General features: G+C 42.3%; 18 protein-coding genes, 4 tRNA genes and 3 pseudogenes. 18 read left to right on the forward strand and 7 right to left on the reverse strand.

What is annotated here, in order from left to right; translation table 11 throughout:
• The first annotated feature begins 534 nt into the window (after positions 1–534).
• The 10 genes and pseudogenes from JCM19039_RS00080 (at position 535) to glmS (ending at position 8,440) form a co-directional block, all read left to right on the forward strand.
• Positions 535–609: transfer RNA gene (locus JCM19039_RS00080), tRNA-Glu, on the forward strand.
• 72 nt (positions 610–681) lie between these two features.
• Positions 682–766: transfer RNA gene (locus JCM19039_RS00085), tRNA-Tyr, on the forward strand.
• 8 nt (positions 767–774) lie between these two features.
• Positions 775–849: transfer RNA gene (locus JCM19039_RS00090), tRNA-Gly, on the forward strand.
• 47 nt (positions 850–896) lie between these two features.
• Positions 897–969: transfer RNA gene (locus tag JCM19039_RS00095), tRNA-Gly, on the forward strand.
• 256 nt (positions 970–1,225) lie between these two features.
• Positions 1,226–1,789 carry an RNA polymerase sigma factor SigW gene (sigW, locus tag JCM19039_RS00100; RefSeq protein ID WP_042401767.1) on the forward strand — a complete coding sequence of 188 codons (564 nt, stop codon included), beginning with the start codon at positions 1,226–1,228 and terminating at the stop codon, positions 1,787–1,789.
• A 19-nt stretch (positions 1,790–1,808) separates the two neighbouring features.
• Positions 1,809–2,432 (forward strand): zf-HC2 domain-containing protein, encoded by a 624-nt coding sequence (locus tag JCM19039_RS00105; protein ID WP_042422662.1) that lies wholly within the window; start codon positions 1,809–1,811, stop codon positions 2,430–2,432.
• A gap of 396 nt (positions 2,433–2,828) precedes the next feature.
• Positions 2,829–3,650: a diadenylate cyclase CdaA gene (cdaA, locus tag JCM19039_RS00110; RefSeq protein WP_042401772.1), complete on the forward strand. Its 822-nt coding sequence runs from the start codon at positions 2,829–2,831 to the stop codon at positions 3,648–3,650.
• Complete coding sequence (locus tag JCM19039_RS00115; protein WP_052398364.1) at positions 3,643–4,881, forward strand: YbbR-like domain-containing protein; 1,239 nt, start codon at positions 3,643–3,645, stop codon at positions 4,879–4,881. The genes cdaA and JCM19039_RS00115 overlap by 8 nt, the downstream gene beginning before the upstream one ends.
• A gap of 44 nt (positions 4,882–4,925) precedes the next feature.
• Positions 4,926–6,271, forward strand: a pseudogene (gene glmM, locus JCM19039_RS00120) (phosphoglucosamine mutase).
• Between the two features lie 367 nt (positions 6,272–6,638).
• Positions 6,639–8,440, forward strand: a pseudogene (gene glmS, locus JCM19039_RS00125) (glutamine--fructose-6-phosphate transaminase (isomerizing)).
• Between the two features lie 380 nt (positions 8,441–8,820).
• Here the strand turns inward: glmS and JCM19039_RS00130 are convergent.
• Both JCM19039_RS00130 and JCM19039_RS00135 read right to left on the reverse strand, forming a co-directional pair.
• A complete protein-coding gene (locus JCM19039_RS00130; RefSeq protein WP_042422665.1) occupies positions 8,821–9,315 on the reverse strand; it encodes a hypothetical protein in 495 nt (164 codons plus the stop codon).
• 1,122 nt (positions 9,316–10,437) lie between these two features.
• Positions 10,438–10,749, reverse strand: a complete 312-nt coding sequence (locus JCM19039_RS00135) for a hypothetical protein (RefSeq protein WP_042422668.1) — start codon at positions 10,747–10,749, stop codon at positions 10,438–10,440.
• Between the two features lie 411 nt (positions 10,750–11,160).
• On the opposite strand from JCM19039_RS00135, the gene JCM19039_RS26125 reads away from it, so the two are divergent.
• A complete protein-coding gene (locus tag JCM19039_RS26125; RefSeq protein ID WP_255343594.1) occupies positions 11,161–11,292 on the forward strand; it encodes a hypothetical protein in 132 nt (43 codons plus the stop codon).
• A gap of 320 nt (positions 11,293–11,612) precedes the next feature.
• On the opposite strand, the gene JCM19039_RS24090 is transcribed toward JCM19039_RS26125, so the two are convergent.
• The 4 genes from JCM19039_RS24090 to JCM19039_RS00155 form a co-directional block, all read right to left on the reverse strand.
• Positions 11,613–11,771: a hypothetical protein gene (locus JCM19039_RS24090; RefSeq protein ID WP_193744098.1), complete on the reverse strand. Its 159-nt coding sequence runs from the start codon at positions 11,769–11,771 to the stop codon at positions 11,613–11,615.
• Entirely contained in the window at positions 11,758–12,207 is a 450-nt protein-coding gene (locus JCM19039_RS00145; protein WP_042422673.1) for a hypothetical protein, read from the reverse strand. The genes JCM19039_RS24090 and JCM19039_RS00145 overlap by 14 nt, the downstream gene beginning before the upstream one ends.
• Positions 12,208–12,230: 23 nt before the next feature.
• Positions 12,231–12,866, reverse strand: coding sequence for a tetratricopeptide repeat protein (locus JCM19039_RS00150; protein ID WP_042422675.1), 636 nt, complete (start codon positions 12,864–12,866; stop codon positions 12,231–12,233).
• A 266-nt stretch (positions 12,867–13,132) separates the two neighbouring features.
• Entirely contained in the window at positions 13,133–13,444 is a 312-nt protein-coding gene (locus tag JCM19039_RS00155; RefSeq protein WP_042422678.1) for a hypothetical protein, read from the reverse strand.
• 291 nt (positions 13,445–13,735) lie between these two features.
• On the opposite strand from JCM19039_RS00155, the gene JCM19039_RS27630 reads away from it, so the two are divergent.
• From JCM19039_RS27630 to JCM19039_RS26130, 5 genes are all read left to right on the forward strand, one after another.
• A complete protein-coding gene (locus tag JCM19039_RS27630; RefSeq protein ID WP_081834232.1) occupies positions 13,736–13,876 on the forward strand; it encodes a sigma factor in 141 nt (46 codons plus the stop codon).
• Between the two features lies 1 nt (position 13,877).
• Positions 13,878–14,117, forward strand: a complete 240-nt coding sequence (locus JCM19039_RS00165) for an RNA polymerase sigma factor (protein WP_052398365.1) — start codon at positions 13,878–13,880, stop codon at positions 14,115–14,117.
• 1 nt (position 14,118) lies between these two features.
• Entirely contained in the window at positions 14,119–14,406 is a 288-nt protein-coding gene (locus JCM19039_RS00170; protein WP_042422681.1) for a hypothetical protein, read from the forward strand.
• A 1,306-nt stretch (positions 14,407–15,712) separates the two neighbouring features.
• Complete coding sequence (locus JCM19039_RS00175; RefSeq protein ID WP_042422683.1) at positions 15,713–16,693, forward strand: hypothetical protein; 981 nt, start codon at positions 15,713–15,715, stop codon at positions 16,691–16,693.
• Between the two features lies 1 nt (position 16,694).
• Entirely contained in the window at positions 16,695–16,823 is a 129-nt protein-coding gene (locus JCM19039_RS26130; RefSeq protein WP_255343595.1) for a hypothetical protein, read from the forward strand.
• Between the two features lie 891 nt (positions 16,824–17,714).
• Here JCM19039_RS26130 and JCM19039_RS00180 read toward each other — a convergent pair.
• Positions 17,715–18,598: pseudogene (locus tag JCM19039_RS00180) on the reverse strand (LysR family transcriptional regulator).
• Positions 18,599–18,711: 113 nt separating this feature from the next.
• Here JCM19039_RS00180 and JCM19039_RS00185 point away from each other — a divergent pair.
• Complete coding sequence (locus JCM19039_RS00185; RefSeq protein WP_052398366.1) at positions 18,712–19,095, forward strand: flavodoxin family protein; 384 nt, start codon at positions 18,712–18,714, stop codon at positions 19,093–19,095.
• 11 nt (positions 19,096–19,106) lie between these two features.
• Entirely contained in the window at positions 19,107–19,277 is a 171-nt protein-coding gene (locus JCM19039_RS24835) for a hypothetical protein (RefSeq protein ID WP_238544721.1), read from the forward strand.
• The last annotated feature ends 64 nt before the right edge of the window (positions 19,278–19,341 follow it).

The raw sequence follows: 19,341 nt of genomic DNA on the forward strand, positions 1-19,341 counted from the left end.
GTCGCATAAACTAATTTATGAGGCGGTTTGGGAAGGGAAAGTCATCATATTTAAACTGAAGTATCACATATACCCCGTCAACTGTAACAATAAGAGATATACGTGACAGTTGAGGCCCTAAAGCGCCCTGTTTGAGGGCTGGATTGTCACATAAAAACCTCAGAGGTCGGTATAGCCCTAGCGCCAGGTGATGGTTACCGTTCACGTCTTTATACCCTTAGGCAAAAGCTTTTCGTTTTTGAACGCAGAAATTTCGAGGGCTATTAATGATCGGCACTGGAACTTTTGAAATGAAACAAGATGAAATTAGGGAGGCTTTACCCATAAAGAGCAATCTAGACCATAGGGTTCTGTAGATTTCTTTAATTGAATGCATATTTTCATGCATAACCGTGTCTCATTAAGCATTTGGCTGCGAAATCATCGATTTATTTTGCCCCTAAACAAATGCATGAAATTTTTTTGAGAAAAACTATTGCATTTTCGTTGTGGAGATCATATAATATATTTTGTCAGCAAGAGATGTAAGCGTCCGGCCCGTTGGTCAAGGGGTTAAGACACCGCCCTTTCACGGCGGTAACGCGGGTTCGAATCCCGCACGGGTCACCAATAATTATCTATAGCGATATAAAGGCTCCAGCAAACGATTTTGCTGGTTTTATCATTTACTTATACTCTTTTGGAGGGGTAGCGAAGTGGCTAAACGCGGCGGACTGTAAATCCGCTCCCTCAGGGTTCGGCGGTTCGAATCCGTCCCCCTCCACCATTTCACATGCGGGAGTAGTTCAGTGGTAGAACACCACCTTGCCAAGGTGGGGGTCGCGGGTTCGAATCCCGTCTCCCGCTCCATTGCTTACCAATTCGTTTTGTGATAACATAGTAAATGTTCCCAATTTGCGGGTGTAGTTTAGTGGTAAAACCTCAGCCTTCCAAGCTGATGATGTGGTTCGATTCCCATCACCCGCTCCATACATATGAACTCAAGAGAGTAGAACAACCTTGTTCCGCTCTCTTTTTTTATGTTTTACTAACCGAAAAGGTCTCTCCCTTTTAAAAAATTATTAAGATGATACCCACCCTTTGATCCCGTGGTACACTAAGAAGGTTGCGAACTATTTTGTGAATAGTGAAGACCTCTATACTATTTATACAATCAAAAAAATAAATGAAACCTATACATAGACAGGGACGTAATCATACAGAACGGACGTAAGGCGGGATAGGGATGGACGATTGGTTAAAGCAATGCATAAAGGAAGTGAAGGCTGGAGACCCAGAGGCTTTTGCTCAAATTGTTGAAGCATATAAAGATAAAGTATATCAAATAGCCTATCGCATGGTCGGCAACGCCCAAGAAGCACAGGATGTTGCTCAGGAAGCCTTTATCCGTGCCTACACGAACATCGACCGATATGACACCAATCGGAAGTTTTCGACGTGGCTGTTTCGAATTGCTACCAATTTAAGTATCGACAAGCTCCGAAAGAAAAAGCCTGACTACTCGCTAGATGCTGAGGTTAGCGGGACGGAAGGCTTGGATGGATACTCGCAATTGGCGGCAACGGACGCCCTTCCGGATGAGCAAGTCGTGACCCTTGAATGGCAAGCGTCGATTCAAGAAGAAATCAATGCACTTCCTCCTAAATATCGCGCTGCGATTATTCTTAAGTATATGGAAGACCTCTCCTTGCAGGAAATGAGTGAAATTCTTGATCTTCCTGTAGGTACGATAAAAACCCACGTTCATCGGGGACGAGAGGCACTAAGGAAGCGATTGAAAAAATGGTAGTAAGGGGGGAAAAGGCAACATGAGCTGCAGCAGTGAGCGTATTCAGCGATATTTCGATGGTGACTTAACCCGGGATGAGCGAATGCAACTGTATGAGCATTTGCGTGAATGCGGAGATTGCAAATCCCATTATGATGAAGTGAAGAAATCAATTGCGCTCGTACAGAGCGCTTCACATATTACCGCGCCGAGTAAGTTTACAGAAAGCGTGATGGATGCATTGCCGAAACGAAAGAGACGCTCTGTTGCTTGGAAGCGCTGGTCAAGAAACCACCCGATGCTCGTGGCGGCTTCTGTATTCCTTGTGCTCATGTCCTCGATGGTATGGGTAAACTGGTCCGGCATGAGTGGAGATGACGTCATGGTCCGAGGAGCGACTGGCGACGTGCATGTGAATTATGAAACGAACACTGTCATTATCCCTGAAGGTGAAACCGTTGCAGGAGACTTAACGGTAAGGAATGGGAATGTTGACGTACAAGGTGAAGTAGAAGGTGATCTCACCGTTATTAATGGGGAACAATATATGGCATCTGCGGGCAATGTTGCGGGCAATGTCGAAGAGATAAATGAAATTCTTTCGTGGATCTGGTACGAGACGAAATCGCTTTTCTCAGGGTTAACGACTGGGGACGATTCGTAAGCATGGAGTGATGCGTTCGTGCACCACTCCCCATTGAGCGGGAAGAATGTACAAAAATGCATCCGGGTACGAACTGTGCCGGATCGCTTTTTTGTGTTTCCTTCTAAATCCTCCAAAAAACGAAATGCGTTAATTTCTCACGATTCTTCCGCTAAAATTCCGTAGTTTTAGGCGGTTTTTATTGGAAAATCATGTAACGAGGGATTACGATTGTCGTAGGAATAGGTGTAGTGGAACTCGTTTCTACAATCAGGAGGGATAGGAGAAACTTGCCAGAGATATACTGAAGATAGGGCGGCGCATTGGAAATGATAACATCGGGTTTCAGCTATGTTATAATGGTTGCGTGCTAACCTCTCGAGGTTTCTCGTTTATATCCTAATGGGAGGAAGATCAATGTTTGGTGAGGATTTCGAACTTTTAACGTGGATACGCAGAATTGTTGATATTTTGCTCGTTACGTTTGTTGTCTATAAATTGATTTCGATTGTACGTGGTACAAGAGCGGTACAATTACTAAAAGGAATTACGGTTATTCTAGCTGCCGGCTTTCTGAGTAACTTCTTCGGTTTACATACGATGTCATTTATTATGAACTTGGTGATTACGTATGGAGTCCTCGCCATTATTATTATCTTCCAACCTGAAATGCGTAGAGCATTGGAGCAACTAGGAAGAGGGCGTTTATTCGGACGAGGCCCAACACCAGAAGAGCAGAATTCCGTTAACACGATCGAAGCATTAATGAAGTCATTGAAATACATGGCGAAGCGTAGAATTGGCGCCTTGATTTCCATTGAAAATGAAACGGGAATGAACGACTATATTGAAACGGGTGTGCCAGTGAAAGCTCAAATTTCTACGGAGCTGGTCACCAATATCTTTATGCCTAACGCCCCGCTTCATGACGGTGCGGTGATTATTAAGAACAACATATTGGAGGCGGCTGCTTGTTATTTGCCTCTTTCTGAAAATCCGTTTATCTCAAAAGAGTTGGGCACAAGACACCGAGCTGCGATAGGTGTGAGTGAAGTAACCGATGCAATTACAATAACGGTTTCTGAAGAAACAGGAGCAATCTCTGTGACGAAAAACGGAGAATTGCACCGGGATTTGGACGATGATACGATAAGGAAAATGTTGGAAAATCAACTTCTGAAAAATACGAAGTCATCGAATGCATCATTCTGGCAATGGGGAGGGCGAAAAGATGGATAGGCTCTTCAATAATCACTGGTTTTTAAAGCTTGTTTCTTTGCTTATTGCAACGATGCTCTTTCTTTTCGTTAACCTTGATGACGTTGGCAATCCAGGTACGACACCAGTAATGAGCACCGAGCAAATCTCTCTTAGCGAAGCAGAGCTCCAAGTGTATTACGACAATGAGCAGTATGCGATTGCGGAGATTGATGATGACATTGATGTAAGAGTGTCAGGAACACAAAGCGCGCTGACGCTTTTCCAAGTGACCAACCCTTCCTACGAGATTTATGTTGATTTGGAAGGGTATGCAGAAGGGGTTCACACTGTAGATGTGGAGACAGCGAACTTCCCGAGTGGGTTGACGGTCAGTGTGGAACCGAGTACGGCGCGAGTCGTACTTGAAGAACGGCAGTCGGTCACGCTTCCGGTGGAAGTGGAGTTAATGAATGAAGACCAAATAGCAGAAGGACATACTGTCGGTGAGCCAGAAGTTACGCCAGGAGAAGTTGAAATCAATGCAGGCGCCTCTGTTCTGGATAACATTAGTTCACTGCAAGCGTTCATTGATGTTGCGGGTGCAGAAGAGACGATTACGCAAACGGTCGATGTGATTGTGTATGGTCCATATGGTGAACAGTTGGATACGAATGTTGAACCAGAGACAGTAGAAGTTGAAGTGCCGATCATTCGTCCTTCCGCTGAAGTGACGCTTGACTATGACGTCGAAGGAGACTTGCCGGAAGGACTCGAACTCATTGACATGAGTATTGATACAGAAACGGCGACGATTTACGGTCCCATGGATCAAATCGAAGATATTGAATCCATCTTTTTAGGAACACTTGATTTGTCGGGAGTGGCCGAAAGCGAAGTCCGAGAAGTTGAAGTTCCCGTTCCAGACGGTGTAGAGCACGTTCGTCCGGAAGTGGTCACACTTGAAATTGAAGTGACGGATGCTGAAGATGTGATGAGTATAGAAATGCCACTCGACTTCGATAACCTGCCTGCGGGATTCGATGCGACAATACCCGCAGGAGAAGCTGAAACGTATATGGTCAACGTACATGGGGATGAAGAGGAGTTACAGGAGTTTAGTGAAGAGAACTTACGCCTGTATATTGATTTTGAGGATGAACAATTGGAAACTGGGGAAACGCGTAAACCTATTCAAATCGAGGGTCCAACTGACTTTGATTACTCGGTAGAAATCGATAATGTGCCTGTTGAGATAACAGAAAGCGATTAGTTGAATAGTTTATAACAGGGTAAGCATGAAGGAGAGATATTGAAATGGGTAAGTATTTTGGCACAGATGGTGTAAGAGGTGTAGCAAACACAGAGTTAACCCCGGAGTTAGCGTTCCGCTTAGGGCGTGCCGGTGGGTATGTGTTGGCCAAAGATGACAAGCAGCCGAAAGTGCTAATTGGGAGAGACACGAGAATCTCTGGAACGATGCTTGAAGGAGCATTAGTCTCAGGACTGCTCTCGATTGGTGCGGAGGTTATGAAGCTTGGTGTCATCACTACACCGGGTGTGGCCTTTCTTACGAAAGCTGTGAATGCGGAGGCAGGGGTTATGATTTCCGCATCACACAACCCAGTAGAAGACAACGGCATTAAATTCTTCGGCAGTGACGGATTTAAGTTGTCACGAGAGCAAGAGGAAGAAATCGAAGCCCTTGTTGATCAAGAAGACACGCTTCCGCGTCCGACAGGCACCGGTCTAGGAAGTGTAAGTAGCTATTATGAAGGTGTCCAGAAGTACGTTCAATATTTAAAACAAACGAGTGATGAAGAGTTCACAGGCATTCACATTGCGCTCGATTGTGCACACGGTGCAGCCGCTTCTGTCGCACCGAGGATGTTTGCAGACTTAGACGCAGACATTTCCACCATTGGTAATAGTCCAGATGGTACGAACATTAATGACGGCGTGGGTTCTACCCACCTGAAAAGCTCGTGCAACTTGTGCGTGAGAAAGAAGCCGACATTGGGCTTGCCTTTGATGGAGATGCGGATCGCCTCATTGCTGTTGATGAAAATGGACAGCTCGTAGATGGCGATAAAATTCTTTATATTTGCGGGAAGTACTTGAAAGAAGAAGCGATGCTTGCCCACAATACCATTGTAACGACAGTCATGAGTAACCTTGGGTTATACAAAGCGTTAGACCAAGCAGGTATTCAATCGACACAAACAGCCGTTGGCGATAAATATGTGATGGAAAGAATGCGCGAAGGTGGGTTCAGCCTTGGCGGTGAGCAATCTGGGCACATTATTTTCCTCGATCACACAACAACGGGCGATGGCATGTTAACCGCTGTGCAACTTGTGAATATCATGAAAGTGAAAGGCAAGAAACTTTCGGAGCTTGCTGCAGAAGTTCAAACCTTTCCACAGAGATTAGAGAACATTCGTGTCGTTGATAAACACGCAGTTCAAGACAACGAAGCTGTGAAAGAAATCATTGCAGCTGTCGAGACGCAAATGAATGGGAATGGCAGAGTTCTCGTCCGTCCGTCTGGGACTGAACCACTCGTTCGTGTGATGGTCGAAGCAGAAAGTGACGCACTGTGCGTACAGTATGTAAACGAGATTTCAGCAGTCATTCAAGAGCAACTCGGAAATCAGTCATAACACTAACTGTGGGGCTGATTTCTGCTCAGCCCTTTTTTGATTGACGCTCGTCTCAAACGTGTAGTACGATTGCCATGTTATTCAAACATAGAAAGGAGCATCGGGGATCATACAAAATGATTCATAAGCGCCCGGACTGTTTTGGACGAAGATAAAACAGTTGACGAGGAGGAGGTTTATCGAACATCGGCGGATACCTCCCGGTTGTATGTCACGACCGCAAGCGTGTACTGAAAACGAAGAGGCGACTTTTCGTACAAAGAACACACATTGGCACATGTGAATTTTAAATAAACGGAGCGGGGACGTGTGACAACTGTCCCCAGTGAACAGCATTGTCCTCGTCCCCATAATGGAGGAATCATTTATGTGTGGAATCGTAGGCTATGTAGGATCACAAGCGGTGAAAGATATTTTATTAAAAGGGTTGGAAAAGCTTGAGTATCGCGGATACGACTCTGCTGGACTCGCGATCGTAGACGAGCACGTAGAGGTTGTGAAAGAAAAGGGACGCATCGCGACCCTTCGTGAAAAAGCAGACATTCAAGACCCGAAAGGCACAATCGGTGTGGTCATACACGATGGGCGACGCACGGTGTACCCAACATTACGAATGCGCACCCTCACCAAAGTACAACGGAGCGCTATACACTTGTACACAATGGTGTGATTGAGAACTTTGAAGAGCTCAAAGCTGAATATCTTCAAGGTGTGGATCTCGTCAGTGACACAGACACAGAAGTCATTGTACAGATCATCGAAACGTTTGCTAAAAAAGGCTTAAGTACAGAAGAAGCGTTCCGAAAAACGCTTGCTTTGTTAGAAGGATCTTACGCCATTGCCCTTCTTGATGAAGAGGACCATGACACGATTTATGTCGGTAAGAACAAGAGCCCGCTGCTCGTTGGTCTTAGCGATGAAGCCAACGTTGTCGCGTCTGACTCAATGGCGATGCTTCATGTGACGAAAACGTTTGTTGAACTGATGGATGAAGAAATGGTCATCTTAAATCGTGATGGGGTCCAAATCAAAAAGCTGGACGGTACGCCGGTTGAGCGCGAATCATTCGAAGCAGAATTGGATGAGAGCGACACGGAGAAAGGGACGTATGCTCATTTCATGCTCAAAGAAATTGATGAGCAGCCATTCGTCATCCGAAACATCATCCAGCAGTACCAAGATGAGGACAATGAGATTAAACTGTCCAAAGATATCCGTGCAGCTGTAACCGAAGCGGACCGCATTTATATTATTGCAGCAGGCACAAGTTATCACGCTGGCCTTGTCGGAAAAGAATTGCTTGAGAATGTTGCAGGCATTCCCGTTGAAGTGCATATCGCAAGCGAATTTCTATACAACCAGCCACTTTTGTCAAAACAACCGCTGTTCATCTTCATTTCTCAAAGTGGAGAAACGGCAGACAGCCGCGGCGTGCTCGTAAACGTCAAACGAGCGGGTCATCCGTCAGTAACGATTACCAATGTTCCTGGCTCAACACTTGACCGTGAAGCTGATCACGCCTTGTACACGTATGCCGGCCCAGAAATTGCTGTTGCTTCAACGAAAGCATACACGGCGCAAATGGCGGTATTATCCATCTTGGCGATGGATGCTGCCCAAGCAGCGGGGATTGACAGTGACTTTGATGCGATCCATGAATTGAGCATCGTTGCCAATGCAATGGAGACACTCACCGATTCCAAAGACGACATGGAGCAGATCGCCCGCGACTTCTTGCTAGAGACGCGCAATGCTTTCTTTATCGGAAGAGGGTTTGACTATCACGTCGTTCAAGAAGGCGCACTAAAGCTTAAAGAAATCTCATATATCCAAGCAGAAGGGTTTGCAGGTGGCGAATTAAAGCACGGCACGATCGCGCTCATCGAAGAAGGAACACCGGTCATTGCACTGGCTACTCAAGAGAGCGTCAACCTGAACATTCGCGGCAACCTCCAAGAAGTCGTTGCCCGCGGCGCCAACCCGTGCGTCGTCAGCATGGAAGGCACGCACCGCCCAGATGACCAAGTCGTTGTACCGAACGTGCACAACTACTTGACACCGCTCGTATCCGTCATCCCGCTCCAACTCATTTCTTACTACGCAGCCCTACACCGCGGCTGTGACGTAGATAAACCACGTAACCTTGCTAAGAGCGTTACCGTAGAATAAAGTAGTGAGCCGTCCGCTTTGCGGGCGGTTTTTTTCTGTATAAATTAGATAACCCAAGTCATTCCGTCATTCAGGCTTTCAACATCTCGGTCTGTGCGCTGAACGGCTGGCGCTTAACAGTTGGGGGTAGGGGTGCCATCAACTGTTGATTTTATATGGAGTGAATTTAAAATATGATATTTTCGCAAACTTACAGCGTGCGTATCTTAGTAGTAAAAATGCCGATAGGTCTAAGTAACGATATTGCTGATGGCGCGATAAAAAGTAAGAGAGTAACTGATAAATATTTTGGTGCTAAACCTGATTGGCGCGCAACGACTAAAGCAACCATCTGCCTAAATTGCTCTGTCTCAATGATACCACTGGAATGTTAAGTGCCCTTAAGTGGCTGGTAACTCGCGTATGATATCGTTGTATTCTTCAACAGTCAAAGTTCCTTTCTCCCTAATCTTGTAATCAATATGAGAAAACGTGTCACTAATCTCTTCTAAGAATTGTTCTTCCTCTTCTCTTAACCCTTGTGGGGAGTTAAACTCATACTCTTCACCCGTTTCACCACGAATAACTCTATGTAACTTACCCCACGGCTCTAATGGGCTAGGACTGCTCATTCCGTTCTGAAAAAATGAGGGACCCTTCACCCACAAATTTTCCAGTTGTTTTACCTCCATTAACAAATGGTGGTATGATTCATCTGTTTGATTTTCTAAGTGCAATTGAGCTGCATATGAAGCCCCGCTCGCCTGACTCCTGAATTCACTAATATAAGAGGTAAATCCATGAATTCGATTTTGCTCTTCATTAATTAGAAATAAATTAAATATAAGACTTACTGCAAAGCCCATACCAAGAACTCCGATTACAATATTCTTCATTAATAACGTCCTCGTTTCTAGATAGAATGTAACATTTTCTTAATTGCACAGTTTGTTGTTGCTTTCCACTGCAGGCGGATGCTTGCAATCCAGAGCACAAGGGCAACATCGGTGGCGAAAATACACCCACCGTGTTTTCTATGCACTCCAGAGCACAAGTGCAACATCGGTGGTCAAAGTACGCCCACCGTGTTTTCTTAACACTCTAGAGCATAACGACGAAACGGTTCACGTTTCTGGCCTACTGGTCACGGTGTGGAAAGAAGCCGAAATGCCCCATATATTTATTTGTGTGACACTTGAGAAAGAAAAATCATCATTTTAAACGTGGATGCGCACATAAACGGAGTCAACGGTCACAAATCTGAATATATGTGACCGTTGAGGACCGAAAGTTCACGGTTTAAAGGCTGGATTGTCACATACGTGACAGGAGATCACACGCTTGCTTCAGGTGGTTACCATCGGTCACGTCTTTTTACCATTCAGCAAACGTCTTCTGTGTTTCCCACAACCCTTGCAGTAACGAACAACGATCGACATCGAAGTGAGATGAACTTCAACAGACGATCGGTAGGTGTTTGCCTGTAAAGACCGAGCTCGGTCATCGGATTCAGTGAAATTCTTTCGTTCAACTTATATAGATAGGTTTAACTTCACAAATTCCTTAACTATAGTGTGTGTATAGGGGAATGTACTCCGCTATATTAGGTATTTCAATTAATGTTTCGTTCATTAATTTTATTCATAATAATGTGTATTCAATATATTCAGAGGGGATATGATGTAAGATATATAATTCTTTCTTGGAGTGATTACAACTTGTGCTAGCTATATCAGTAGTTGTCATAGGCTTCCTAATGTATTCTATTTTATTGTGGACAACAGGTAGTGGTGTTATTGTATCGAACGATGTTATAACACGCAACTCGGTTACATCTCATTTACAGGAACTATATATTCTAAAAGTAGTTATTGCTATAGCTTTGTTAACAATAGGCTTGGCTGTAATTTTTTTCGTTATATTTCAGGTGTAAAAGAAAACAAAGGGGAGTAATACTCGTTCATTAATTTAATTCGTCAGTACAAAAACCTATTAAACAAATCCTCACTCCTCCATCTCTAAATCCCGTTGAACTCAATTCTCTCAACACCAAATTGCTGCGGCGGTAAAGACTCATTTCTGCCGACAAACTCGTCATAGTAAACGGTGATATCATCATCTACTTCAATTTCTTCATACATCTCAGGTGGAACAGAAAAGATAATGGTATTTTCGTCTTCATTCCCTTCATTTTCTTGTTCAACATAAACCCACTTAAAATTATTGTTTGCGGACGTTATTTCCGTTACATTCCCAGAGAAAATGGATAAGTCATCATCGTTACACGCGGCCAAAAAAATTATTATGATTAATGGCACTAGTTTACGCATTGAAAACCTTCCTTTTCAGTGCAGGTTAGTTGGTGACCCATTCAAGATACGTAGAGAACCCGAGGTGTTAAAAGGCCAGCTTAAATTGGTAAGAAGACATACTGTTTGTTAAAAACCCATACCCATTCACTTCGATTGATAAAACAACGAATGAACTTCATTAGTACTAAGTAAGAATCGAACTCGTTTTGCAGAGCATGACGAGAAAGTTTGCAATGAGGGAGGGCTTTTAAAAAATAATGGATAAGTATATGGATCTATAGTTAGCGAAGTTTAATTTTTGGAGAGGGGATTGATTATTGTGAATCTTTGACATGAGTATAAACGTAGCTAGAGAGAAGCTTAGCACACGGAATGATGCAAAAAGACTTCAAAAACGAGCATCTTCAATTGCGCAAAGGGGTCAGTTTTATGAGTGCCATCGCATATATACTAGGAATATTATTAATAATATTCGGCTATTTGATTGGTGTAAAGAAAAAGCTACACTTGCTCTCATTCGTTTGGATTGGCTTTTCAGAAGATCTCGTCACGAGCCTCTAGAGATCGAGTAGCAAAAACAATCGAAACCATGCTCATCGTTGTTGGCGTCGCTCTTTTGCTAGGGCCACTGATGAAAGGGTTGATAGGAGAAACGCGGACGGCGATCATGAGTGTTGTTCTTATAGTAGGATCCGTCATAGCTACCGGGGTCGTGGTTTTCAAAATGGAGAGTGGCGATAACTAAGGTGTCTATTTGAATTAGCTAGTCCTTGTCGTGAATTTAACGGGCCATCCGAAAAAAGAAGATGAATACATTTAAAGATATTGTTGCTAAAAAGAGGAAGCAATCTTAGAACAGATGCTTCCTCTTTTCCTGGTTTTTAATCTTCGCCATCAGCTTTATCATCCGGAGTTGCATCGTTTACCGATATAGAGTTCGTGCTTACCCCGTCTTCTAACGACCCGTCCATCGATGAGAATCCCGACAACATACTTATCGCAAGCACTAATACGAATAATGATGAACTAATTTTTTTCATGATTAGCTACCCCTATATGGTTTAATTTTCTTGCAAATTCCATGGATTGTCGTAAATATACTAGCGCTTTGCTCGTCTCATTAAATTGTGACTCAAGTATTTCAGAGACAGACTCACAAGCTTCATGAGCTTCAAAATACAATTCACGTTCAACCATCATATCTATTCCTTGATCAATCGTTTCGTAGCACACCCCCATTTTATGGAACAATCCTTCAAGAATGATAAGTTTTGCTTGTTGTTCGACAAGATGAAATCGATTAAGGGAGCTTTTTAGTGCGGATAACTTGGTAAGACCAAGCTCGATCTCTCCTAATCGGATATGAATGACAGCTAAATTAAAATTCGATTTTATTTGGAGAGTCGTGTTATTACTCATATCATCAAGAGAGGATATTATGACTTGCTTCGCATGGTGATAATGCTTATAACGCATTAGGTGTAGTCCATATGTGCGCTTTACGATCCTGTTGTGTTGGTGATCCCCTTTGAGGTTTCCATTGCCTTAAAAAACATCCGCTCTGCATCTTCTATCTGACTTAACTCTGAATAGATTGCTGCAATGTAATTTTGACAGTTTGCAAGTTTATAACGTAATGGCGGTTCTAGTTCATAGATGAAAGCTGCCGACTCGAAGTAACTAAAGGCAGCAATGTTTTGATGAAGTCGATAATAGATTTGCCCGAATCGATAGTAGAAGTTGGCCTGTTCAATGGAGTCAAGATCAATGAGTGCTGTTTCTGCCTCACGGTAGCAGTCCAAAGCGGTCATATAATTATTATTGTTAAAATGTATGATTCCTTGGTTTGAGAAGAACACGTACTTGTGAAAATCATTAAAAAACATTTCTCCGACAGCATCAACCAAGTATTCTTTTTGCCGGATAGGATGATTTCGCAAAGTACCGATCACTAATTGGTGGCGAAATTCAATAAGGCTGTAGATTGACTCAAAGGCTTCTGGTAATAGTTCGTTCTGTAATTTTGAACGAATGCTAGAGCGGTATTGTTCCGCTTGATCAATGTCTAGCAATCCGACAAACTTAAACCACATTTTCAATTTGTCTAATAGTACACTTTGTGAGTTTTGATTCATGGCTTCACCTACATATAAGACGTAAAGGTCTAGTGCTTTTCTAGTGTATATGATAAGCGATTTACATTTATATTCCTACAATAATTGCAATTTCTAACGATTTTTCTCTCTGTATAGCTAAATTTAGACAAATATTGACAAGGTATATATTTGAAGTTGAATGAGGAACTAGAATTTCTATCGGGAGGGAATAAAATTTTCGCTTTGTAAAGACAAAGAGCCCTAGCAAAAATTGGCTAGGCTCAGTTGGGCCAAGCAAATTTCGTTTAATCAGTAACCTCACGATAAATCACTTCCTCTGCTTCTTCCAGTGCGGTTACTTTGACGGGTTCTTCGGTTACCGTGTCGTACCCAAATGAATTCACTTGTGCACTGTCGGCATTTGTTGATTCTGAAAAACGGTTTTGGTAGGTTTGGATCTCTTCTGATATCGCTTCTTCAATCGGTACGGCTTCAACTTCAGTAGCCTCAATTTCATTGGAAATTTCAGCGGGGTCAGTCGCTTCATCATCTGCTGAGATTCCGAGTAGGAGTGCACTACTGATGATCGTTGTTGGGTAAAGAAGCCATTTATTCATTTAGCAAACCTCCGTATTTGTATGGGTCGTTCTTATACGCGTAGACGTAAATGAGCAAATATTGTTGCGGATGATTTGCAACAATATTTGCCTTCGGGCGTCTAAACCAGAGAGGGAGGGTAGCTACGATGTATGAGGATGATATTCTTGTAGAGCATGCTTTGGACGGAGATGATGGGGCAGTTGAGAACTATATTTTAAGTATGTGGACTCTATTTTCGCTATGCTTATGTTCATCTAGGAGATTACCACGATGCAGAAGAGTTAACGCAAACGTTTTTTTGGAAATGAATGCAGAGTTTACATAAATTTCAGAGGCAATCTTCTTTTAAAACGTGGTTATTCTCCATTGCCTGCCGTGCAATCATAGACCAATCCCGGGAACAGAAACGTCAACGTTTTCTAAAAAAGGGTAGAGGACTTAGAACTTAGGATGCCTCAGCGGGCGTCTGTTGACCGAGAAGTTACAGCAAAGGAAAGTTACGATGAAACGATCTCGTTGTTACAGCAGTTGCCTGAACAATACCGCATAGTACTTTTTCTTCGTTTTGTGGAGGAGAACTCTATAGAGTCAACAGCAGAAGTAATGAAGCATTCATACAAATCGGTTCAGGCGCTCCAGTATCGGGCGCAGAAGAAATTGATGGATCTCGCACGTAAGGAGGCAGAGTAGGATGAAGGATGAGCAGCGACCTACAGATTGGAAGTCCTTTGAATCAAAGCTGACAGCTATGAAGCCGTCAATGGAAGAAGAAGCCCGAATGAAAGGCTTGGCTTATGCGCACGAAACAGTGAAAGAAGCTAGAAAGCAACATCGTCGACGCACTTTTTTGAAAAAGATCTTTATTCCTATACCCGCAGTCGTTGTGCTACTGTTCATGATTGCGCCCATCACGATCTGGTCACCAGGAGATGAAGAAGGCCTTCAGGAAATGAACAAGAGGAAGAGGAGATTCATATGAACCCAGAAGAAGATGAGGCAGATAAATAGTCGCATACTCCACCCATGTAGATTGATTGCGTTGTCGACATGATATTAAAATAAACGGCTATGATTGTAGGTTAATCTTTCTTTGTGCATGTTTTTGTAAGGCGAAGAACAATGCTAAGCAGCTGATACCCAAAGCTGCGGACGATAGAGCGTCGATTGTTCGTTCCCCGATTTGAAATACATTTATAAATGCAATGACTACGGTGATTGAGCCGAAGGCAATGGCCAACCATTTAAATCGTTGTGCGAGTGATCGGAGCTTTTTCGGTTCGATGTTGACTCACTCCTTTTCATCATAAAGCCTTTTATGTCACGTTTTATCTTAATGGTAGTAGTGAGTGGTGGGATTACTCTTAGCATTCCAAGATACTTGATCAAGAAAGAATACGATATTTGGCAAGAACGAACGCTACCGTTTTTCTAAGGATAGAACATCATGCGAATCACGTATATGTTCGGAAGTGTTAAACTGAAAATTTATACAATAGCACTCAGGGTGTTAGTCACTCTCCATGATCACGTGTTAACGATTTGTATGTAAGATTAACATGAATTAGCATATTATGTCACCTCGCCTCGAAAAGGTATGGAACTTAATTGATTGAAGGAGCGAAGGTAAACGTGCAGGCTTTAGGGAATCATAATATTGACAGGTTCAGAAATTGTATGAAGGTTGATGATTGGTTTTTGGTGTGAATAGGCAAACCAATTTCCCACATCGTGCCAGGGCCTTGTTCGTCATAAATGGCAACGATGGTGTCAGCGTATTGTATCGTCTCCCTGTCGTCATCGAAAGTGGCACTTCTCCATTCGAGTGATCCAAATTCAAGTTGTTCATTGTCATGCTCTCGTGGGACTAAACAGCCGAAGTCCTTTCCAACGCAAAATGTCCTCGGTAATTTCAACTTTCTTCAATTGCTGTTCAATTAAAGAAACCTGAAGCTAAATAAATGTATGTAGACATAATACCTTCCATAATAGCTGCCACTGTATATTGTATATGTTCAAGATGAGTTTTTATTTCTGAATGAGGAGTGAAGAAAAAATATATTTATCTATAAATTTAGAATATAAAGTGCAATTGTGATCTGTATAGTGTAGAGTAGATATTAGGGAATATTTCTTAGTATTCAGTTATTCAATTGGTTGAAAGGGTGTTGGTTTTTGTCTAAAGAATTAGAGAATAAGCTGGTAACACTTATTGGGGAGTGGTTAAAATTACTGTCTGATTATGAATTGGAGCAGGCTAAAGAAATGCAAGCCAGATCACTGAATTAATGCGATTCAATACGATATCAAAACAAGTAACTTCATACTATGATTTAGTAAACTTTAAACATCAAATGCTTGCAAATCAGATTCTACACCGGCTAGATGGCCAAATATCAGCTCAGGTAGTTGATGTTGAAGAAACAGACAACACACTAAATTACCTTTATAACTATATGGAGGGACTGCTGGCAACAAATACAGAAAGGTACATAGAAGCTTTGTCATATTACCGCGAAGCCGAAAAGTATCTCGTTTACGTAAGTACAAATGAGCAAGCAGAATTTTATTTTAGGCAAGCACACGTATATTATCGATTGGATCAAAATTTAACTGCTTTGAGTTATGCTAATCATTCATTTGAAATGATTAAGAACTCACAAAGACATACGAAGCTAAAAATTAATGCTTTGATGTTAAAGTCTGGTGTTTATTCAGAAGCAGGGAACTACGATAGATCGGACAAATACTCGAATCAAGCGATTATGTTAGCTACGCAAGAACCTTACGCTAAATCTCTTGCTATTCGTGGGAAAGCGAACAACTCATATCGCCACGGAAGGCTTGATGAAGCAATCAATCTGTATAGTGAAGCTTTAGACACAGGAGGTCAAAAGAACACAATTATCGGTGTTAAGACACGTTATAACTTAGCAAATACATTGTTAAAAATAGGGGCTTATGATAAAGGGAAGGAACTATTGGAACGTGTAGAAAAAGAACTAGAAGACCATTCTTTAGGTTTAAGAGAATATGTAGCCAGGTGCTCTGTCACACGTGGTCTATATTTAGAAAGAACAGTTGACGAATCATTAATTAATCGAGGTTTTATGATATTAAAAGAGCACCATCTTTTCTTTGAAATGAATGAATTAGCAGAAGACTTATCCAATTACTACAAATTAAATGAGAATTATGAGAAAGCCCTTTCGTACTTGCATATTTCTCAGCAAGCGACTAAAGGAAATTATCTAATAGGAGCTGAATAGTATGACTAAAAAAGTATTTGCTGTGTTGGTTGTTGTCGCTTTGTTTGTTGGAAGTTCTGCTACAACGGATGATACAGTGTTCGCTAAAGAGAACATCGTCTCTCCACAAGACAAAAACGATTTTCTTTAAATGTATGGAGTGCCAACTATCTATGTTTAACAGGTGCAAAACGTCGATCGACGTTTTGCACTTTATAATTAGAGGGCTTGTTTAGGAAGTTAATGATCAATGTATTTGTACCATTTGTTTAGTGTGCATTTCTCAAACACTAAGAGGGTCAACGATGAACTAAAAATTGGACGGAGTTTACAAAATGCTTCCACGTGGGGGAGCGAGCCACTAGCGTATGGTATGTATCCAACTGTCTGAATGATATAAAGCGAGGAAGCTCAGACGAGTGGATGAACTTTGGAACTTGTTTCACCCTTGAATCAAGCTCATATTACTTTAATGATTATTTAAAGTTTCCGTCTAAAGACTATCGTATTTACGTCTTTAACAATCAAAGTATAGAAGACCTCATGGATTAGTATGAAAAAGAGGTAGCAGCTAGACTTGGGGAGAGCACAGAAGGTTTTTTACTGCGAGCTTACGTTCAATAGAAATTCTGTTGCTACAATCTTGGCAAAGTAGAATGCCACTAAAAGACTATATTCTCAATCAGAATTACGATTCACCTGAATGTATAGGCTATGAACCTATTAAACGTGAACATCTAGAAGGGTATGTAAACAAAAATGATAAAAAAACAACATGATCAATAGACTAAATAATCATTCCATTATTGGATTGTACATATGAAAAAAGTTCTCACTCGCTTGAATTTCTCACATCAAGCTAGCACAGGTTATTATGTCTTTGGGTGATTATGAAAACAGGATACGTTCTTTGGGTACGGGCATATAATCGATCTCTTCATTTTGTTGTGTTATCTAGTGAGAATCGTTTTGGACGTTTAGCGTGACATAAAGTAAATAATAAGAGAGCCTTCCATTGCAAAAACTGGAAGGCGATGGGTAGTTAAATAAATACCGCTCTCGTCAGTTCCAAAAAAGCTTGAAGCGGCTCGGTGAGGCGTTTATCTTTATGCCATGCTAGATGGGTGTACATCGGGGCGATGGGAGGTGTCCAAGAGAGTGCTTTCATTTCCCCGTTGTATAGCTCACGAGTTACAGCCATTTTAGGTAGAATCGCAATCCCAAGGTCAGCGATCACACATTGCTTGATTGCTTCTATACTAACAAACTCGATTTGATTGTTTGGTTCTATGCCCTGCGGCTGTATGAATTGCTCTAGAACCTCTCGATAAGAGCACCCTCTTTCTGTTAAGAGGACGGTGACGTCTCGTAAGTCGTTCGGCAAGATATGTGACTTATCTGTAAGCGGGTGATCTGGTGAAGCGACGAGCACAAGCGTTTCTTCTATGAGCGTCTCTATGTTCAATTGTGCAGCAGGCTTTGAGCGGTCCATGATGAATGCGATGTCGAGTGCGCCGTTCACAATTTGCTGCCTTGCTCGTTCGTCGGAGTGGGCGGGTTTGAAAATGATTTTGACTTTTGGATAGCTTTTTTGAAAGATTTCAAGATCGGCATTAGCCGGTACGTACATTGACTCTCTTGAGCACCGACAATGATCGTTCCGGAACTTTCATCTTCGTGTAAAGCGAGTTTCGCTTCTCGATTTGTCGCGATCATCTGATCTGCGTACCGTTTAAAGGTGTGGCCTGAATCGGTGAGGTGGATGCGTTTCCCGAGTCGCTCAAATAGAGGTATGCCAAGCTCTTGTTCTAAACCTTTGATTTGTGCGGTCACATTGGATTGTGAGTATTTCAGTTTCTTCGCAGTTTGCGTCAAGTTCAGGCTTTCGGCCGCTTCTTGAAACGTTGTTAATTGTTTAATGTCCATACAACACCTCTAAATCGAAAATAGTAATTGATAACATCATAATTATTCGTTTTTATTAATGGATAGTATACCGTACTATGAAGAAACAACAAAGTTTTTTTGGAGGGATTTGGATGAGAATTGCAACGATTTATGGGAGCACACGTCGTATGGGCAATACAGAGTTACTCGTGGAGCGCATGATGAAAGGGATCGATCATCGGAGTATTTATTTGTCAGACTTGAACATTCGGCCGATTATTGATCAACGGCATGACGAGGGTGGCTTTGATCCTGTGAATGACGATTTCAAAGAAATTGTTGATCTATTTTTAACGAGTGATCTGATTATTTTTGCTACGCCCTTATATTGGTACGGGATGAGCGGTCCGATGAAAAATATGATCGACCGGTTTAGCGGAGCAGTTCGGGATGAACGGTACGGAGAGGAATTGAAAACAAGTTTGCAAAAGATGGAAACGATTGTCGTCACTGTTGGGGAGATAACCCTCGGTTAAAAGCATTACCGATGATCGAGCAGTTCAACTTGGCGTTTCAATTTTTAGGTGTACAGTCATTTACTTCATACATCATCGGTCACGCCAGTAAACCCGGTGACATTCATGACGACCGAATGGCGTTGGCACAAGCCGACGTGTTGCGTGATCACCTTCAGAATCAAGCAATTGCTCGCGGCTGACCTCAATGCTTAGCATAACAATGGTAACTAGTGCGAGACGTGATCGTATGAGGGTATAAATCTC

Source organism: Geomicrobium sp. JCM 19039, assembly GCF_000698145.1.
Classification (GTDB): Bacteria; Bacillota; Bacilli; order Bacillales; family Marinococcaceae; genus Geomicrobium_A.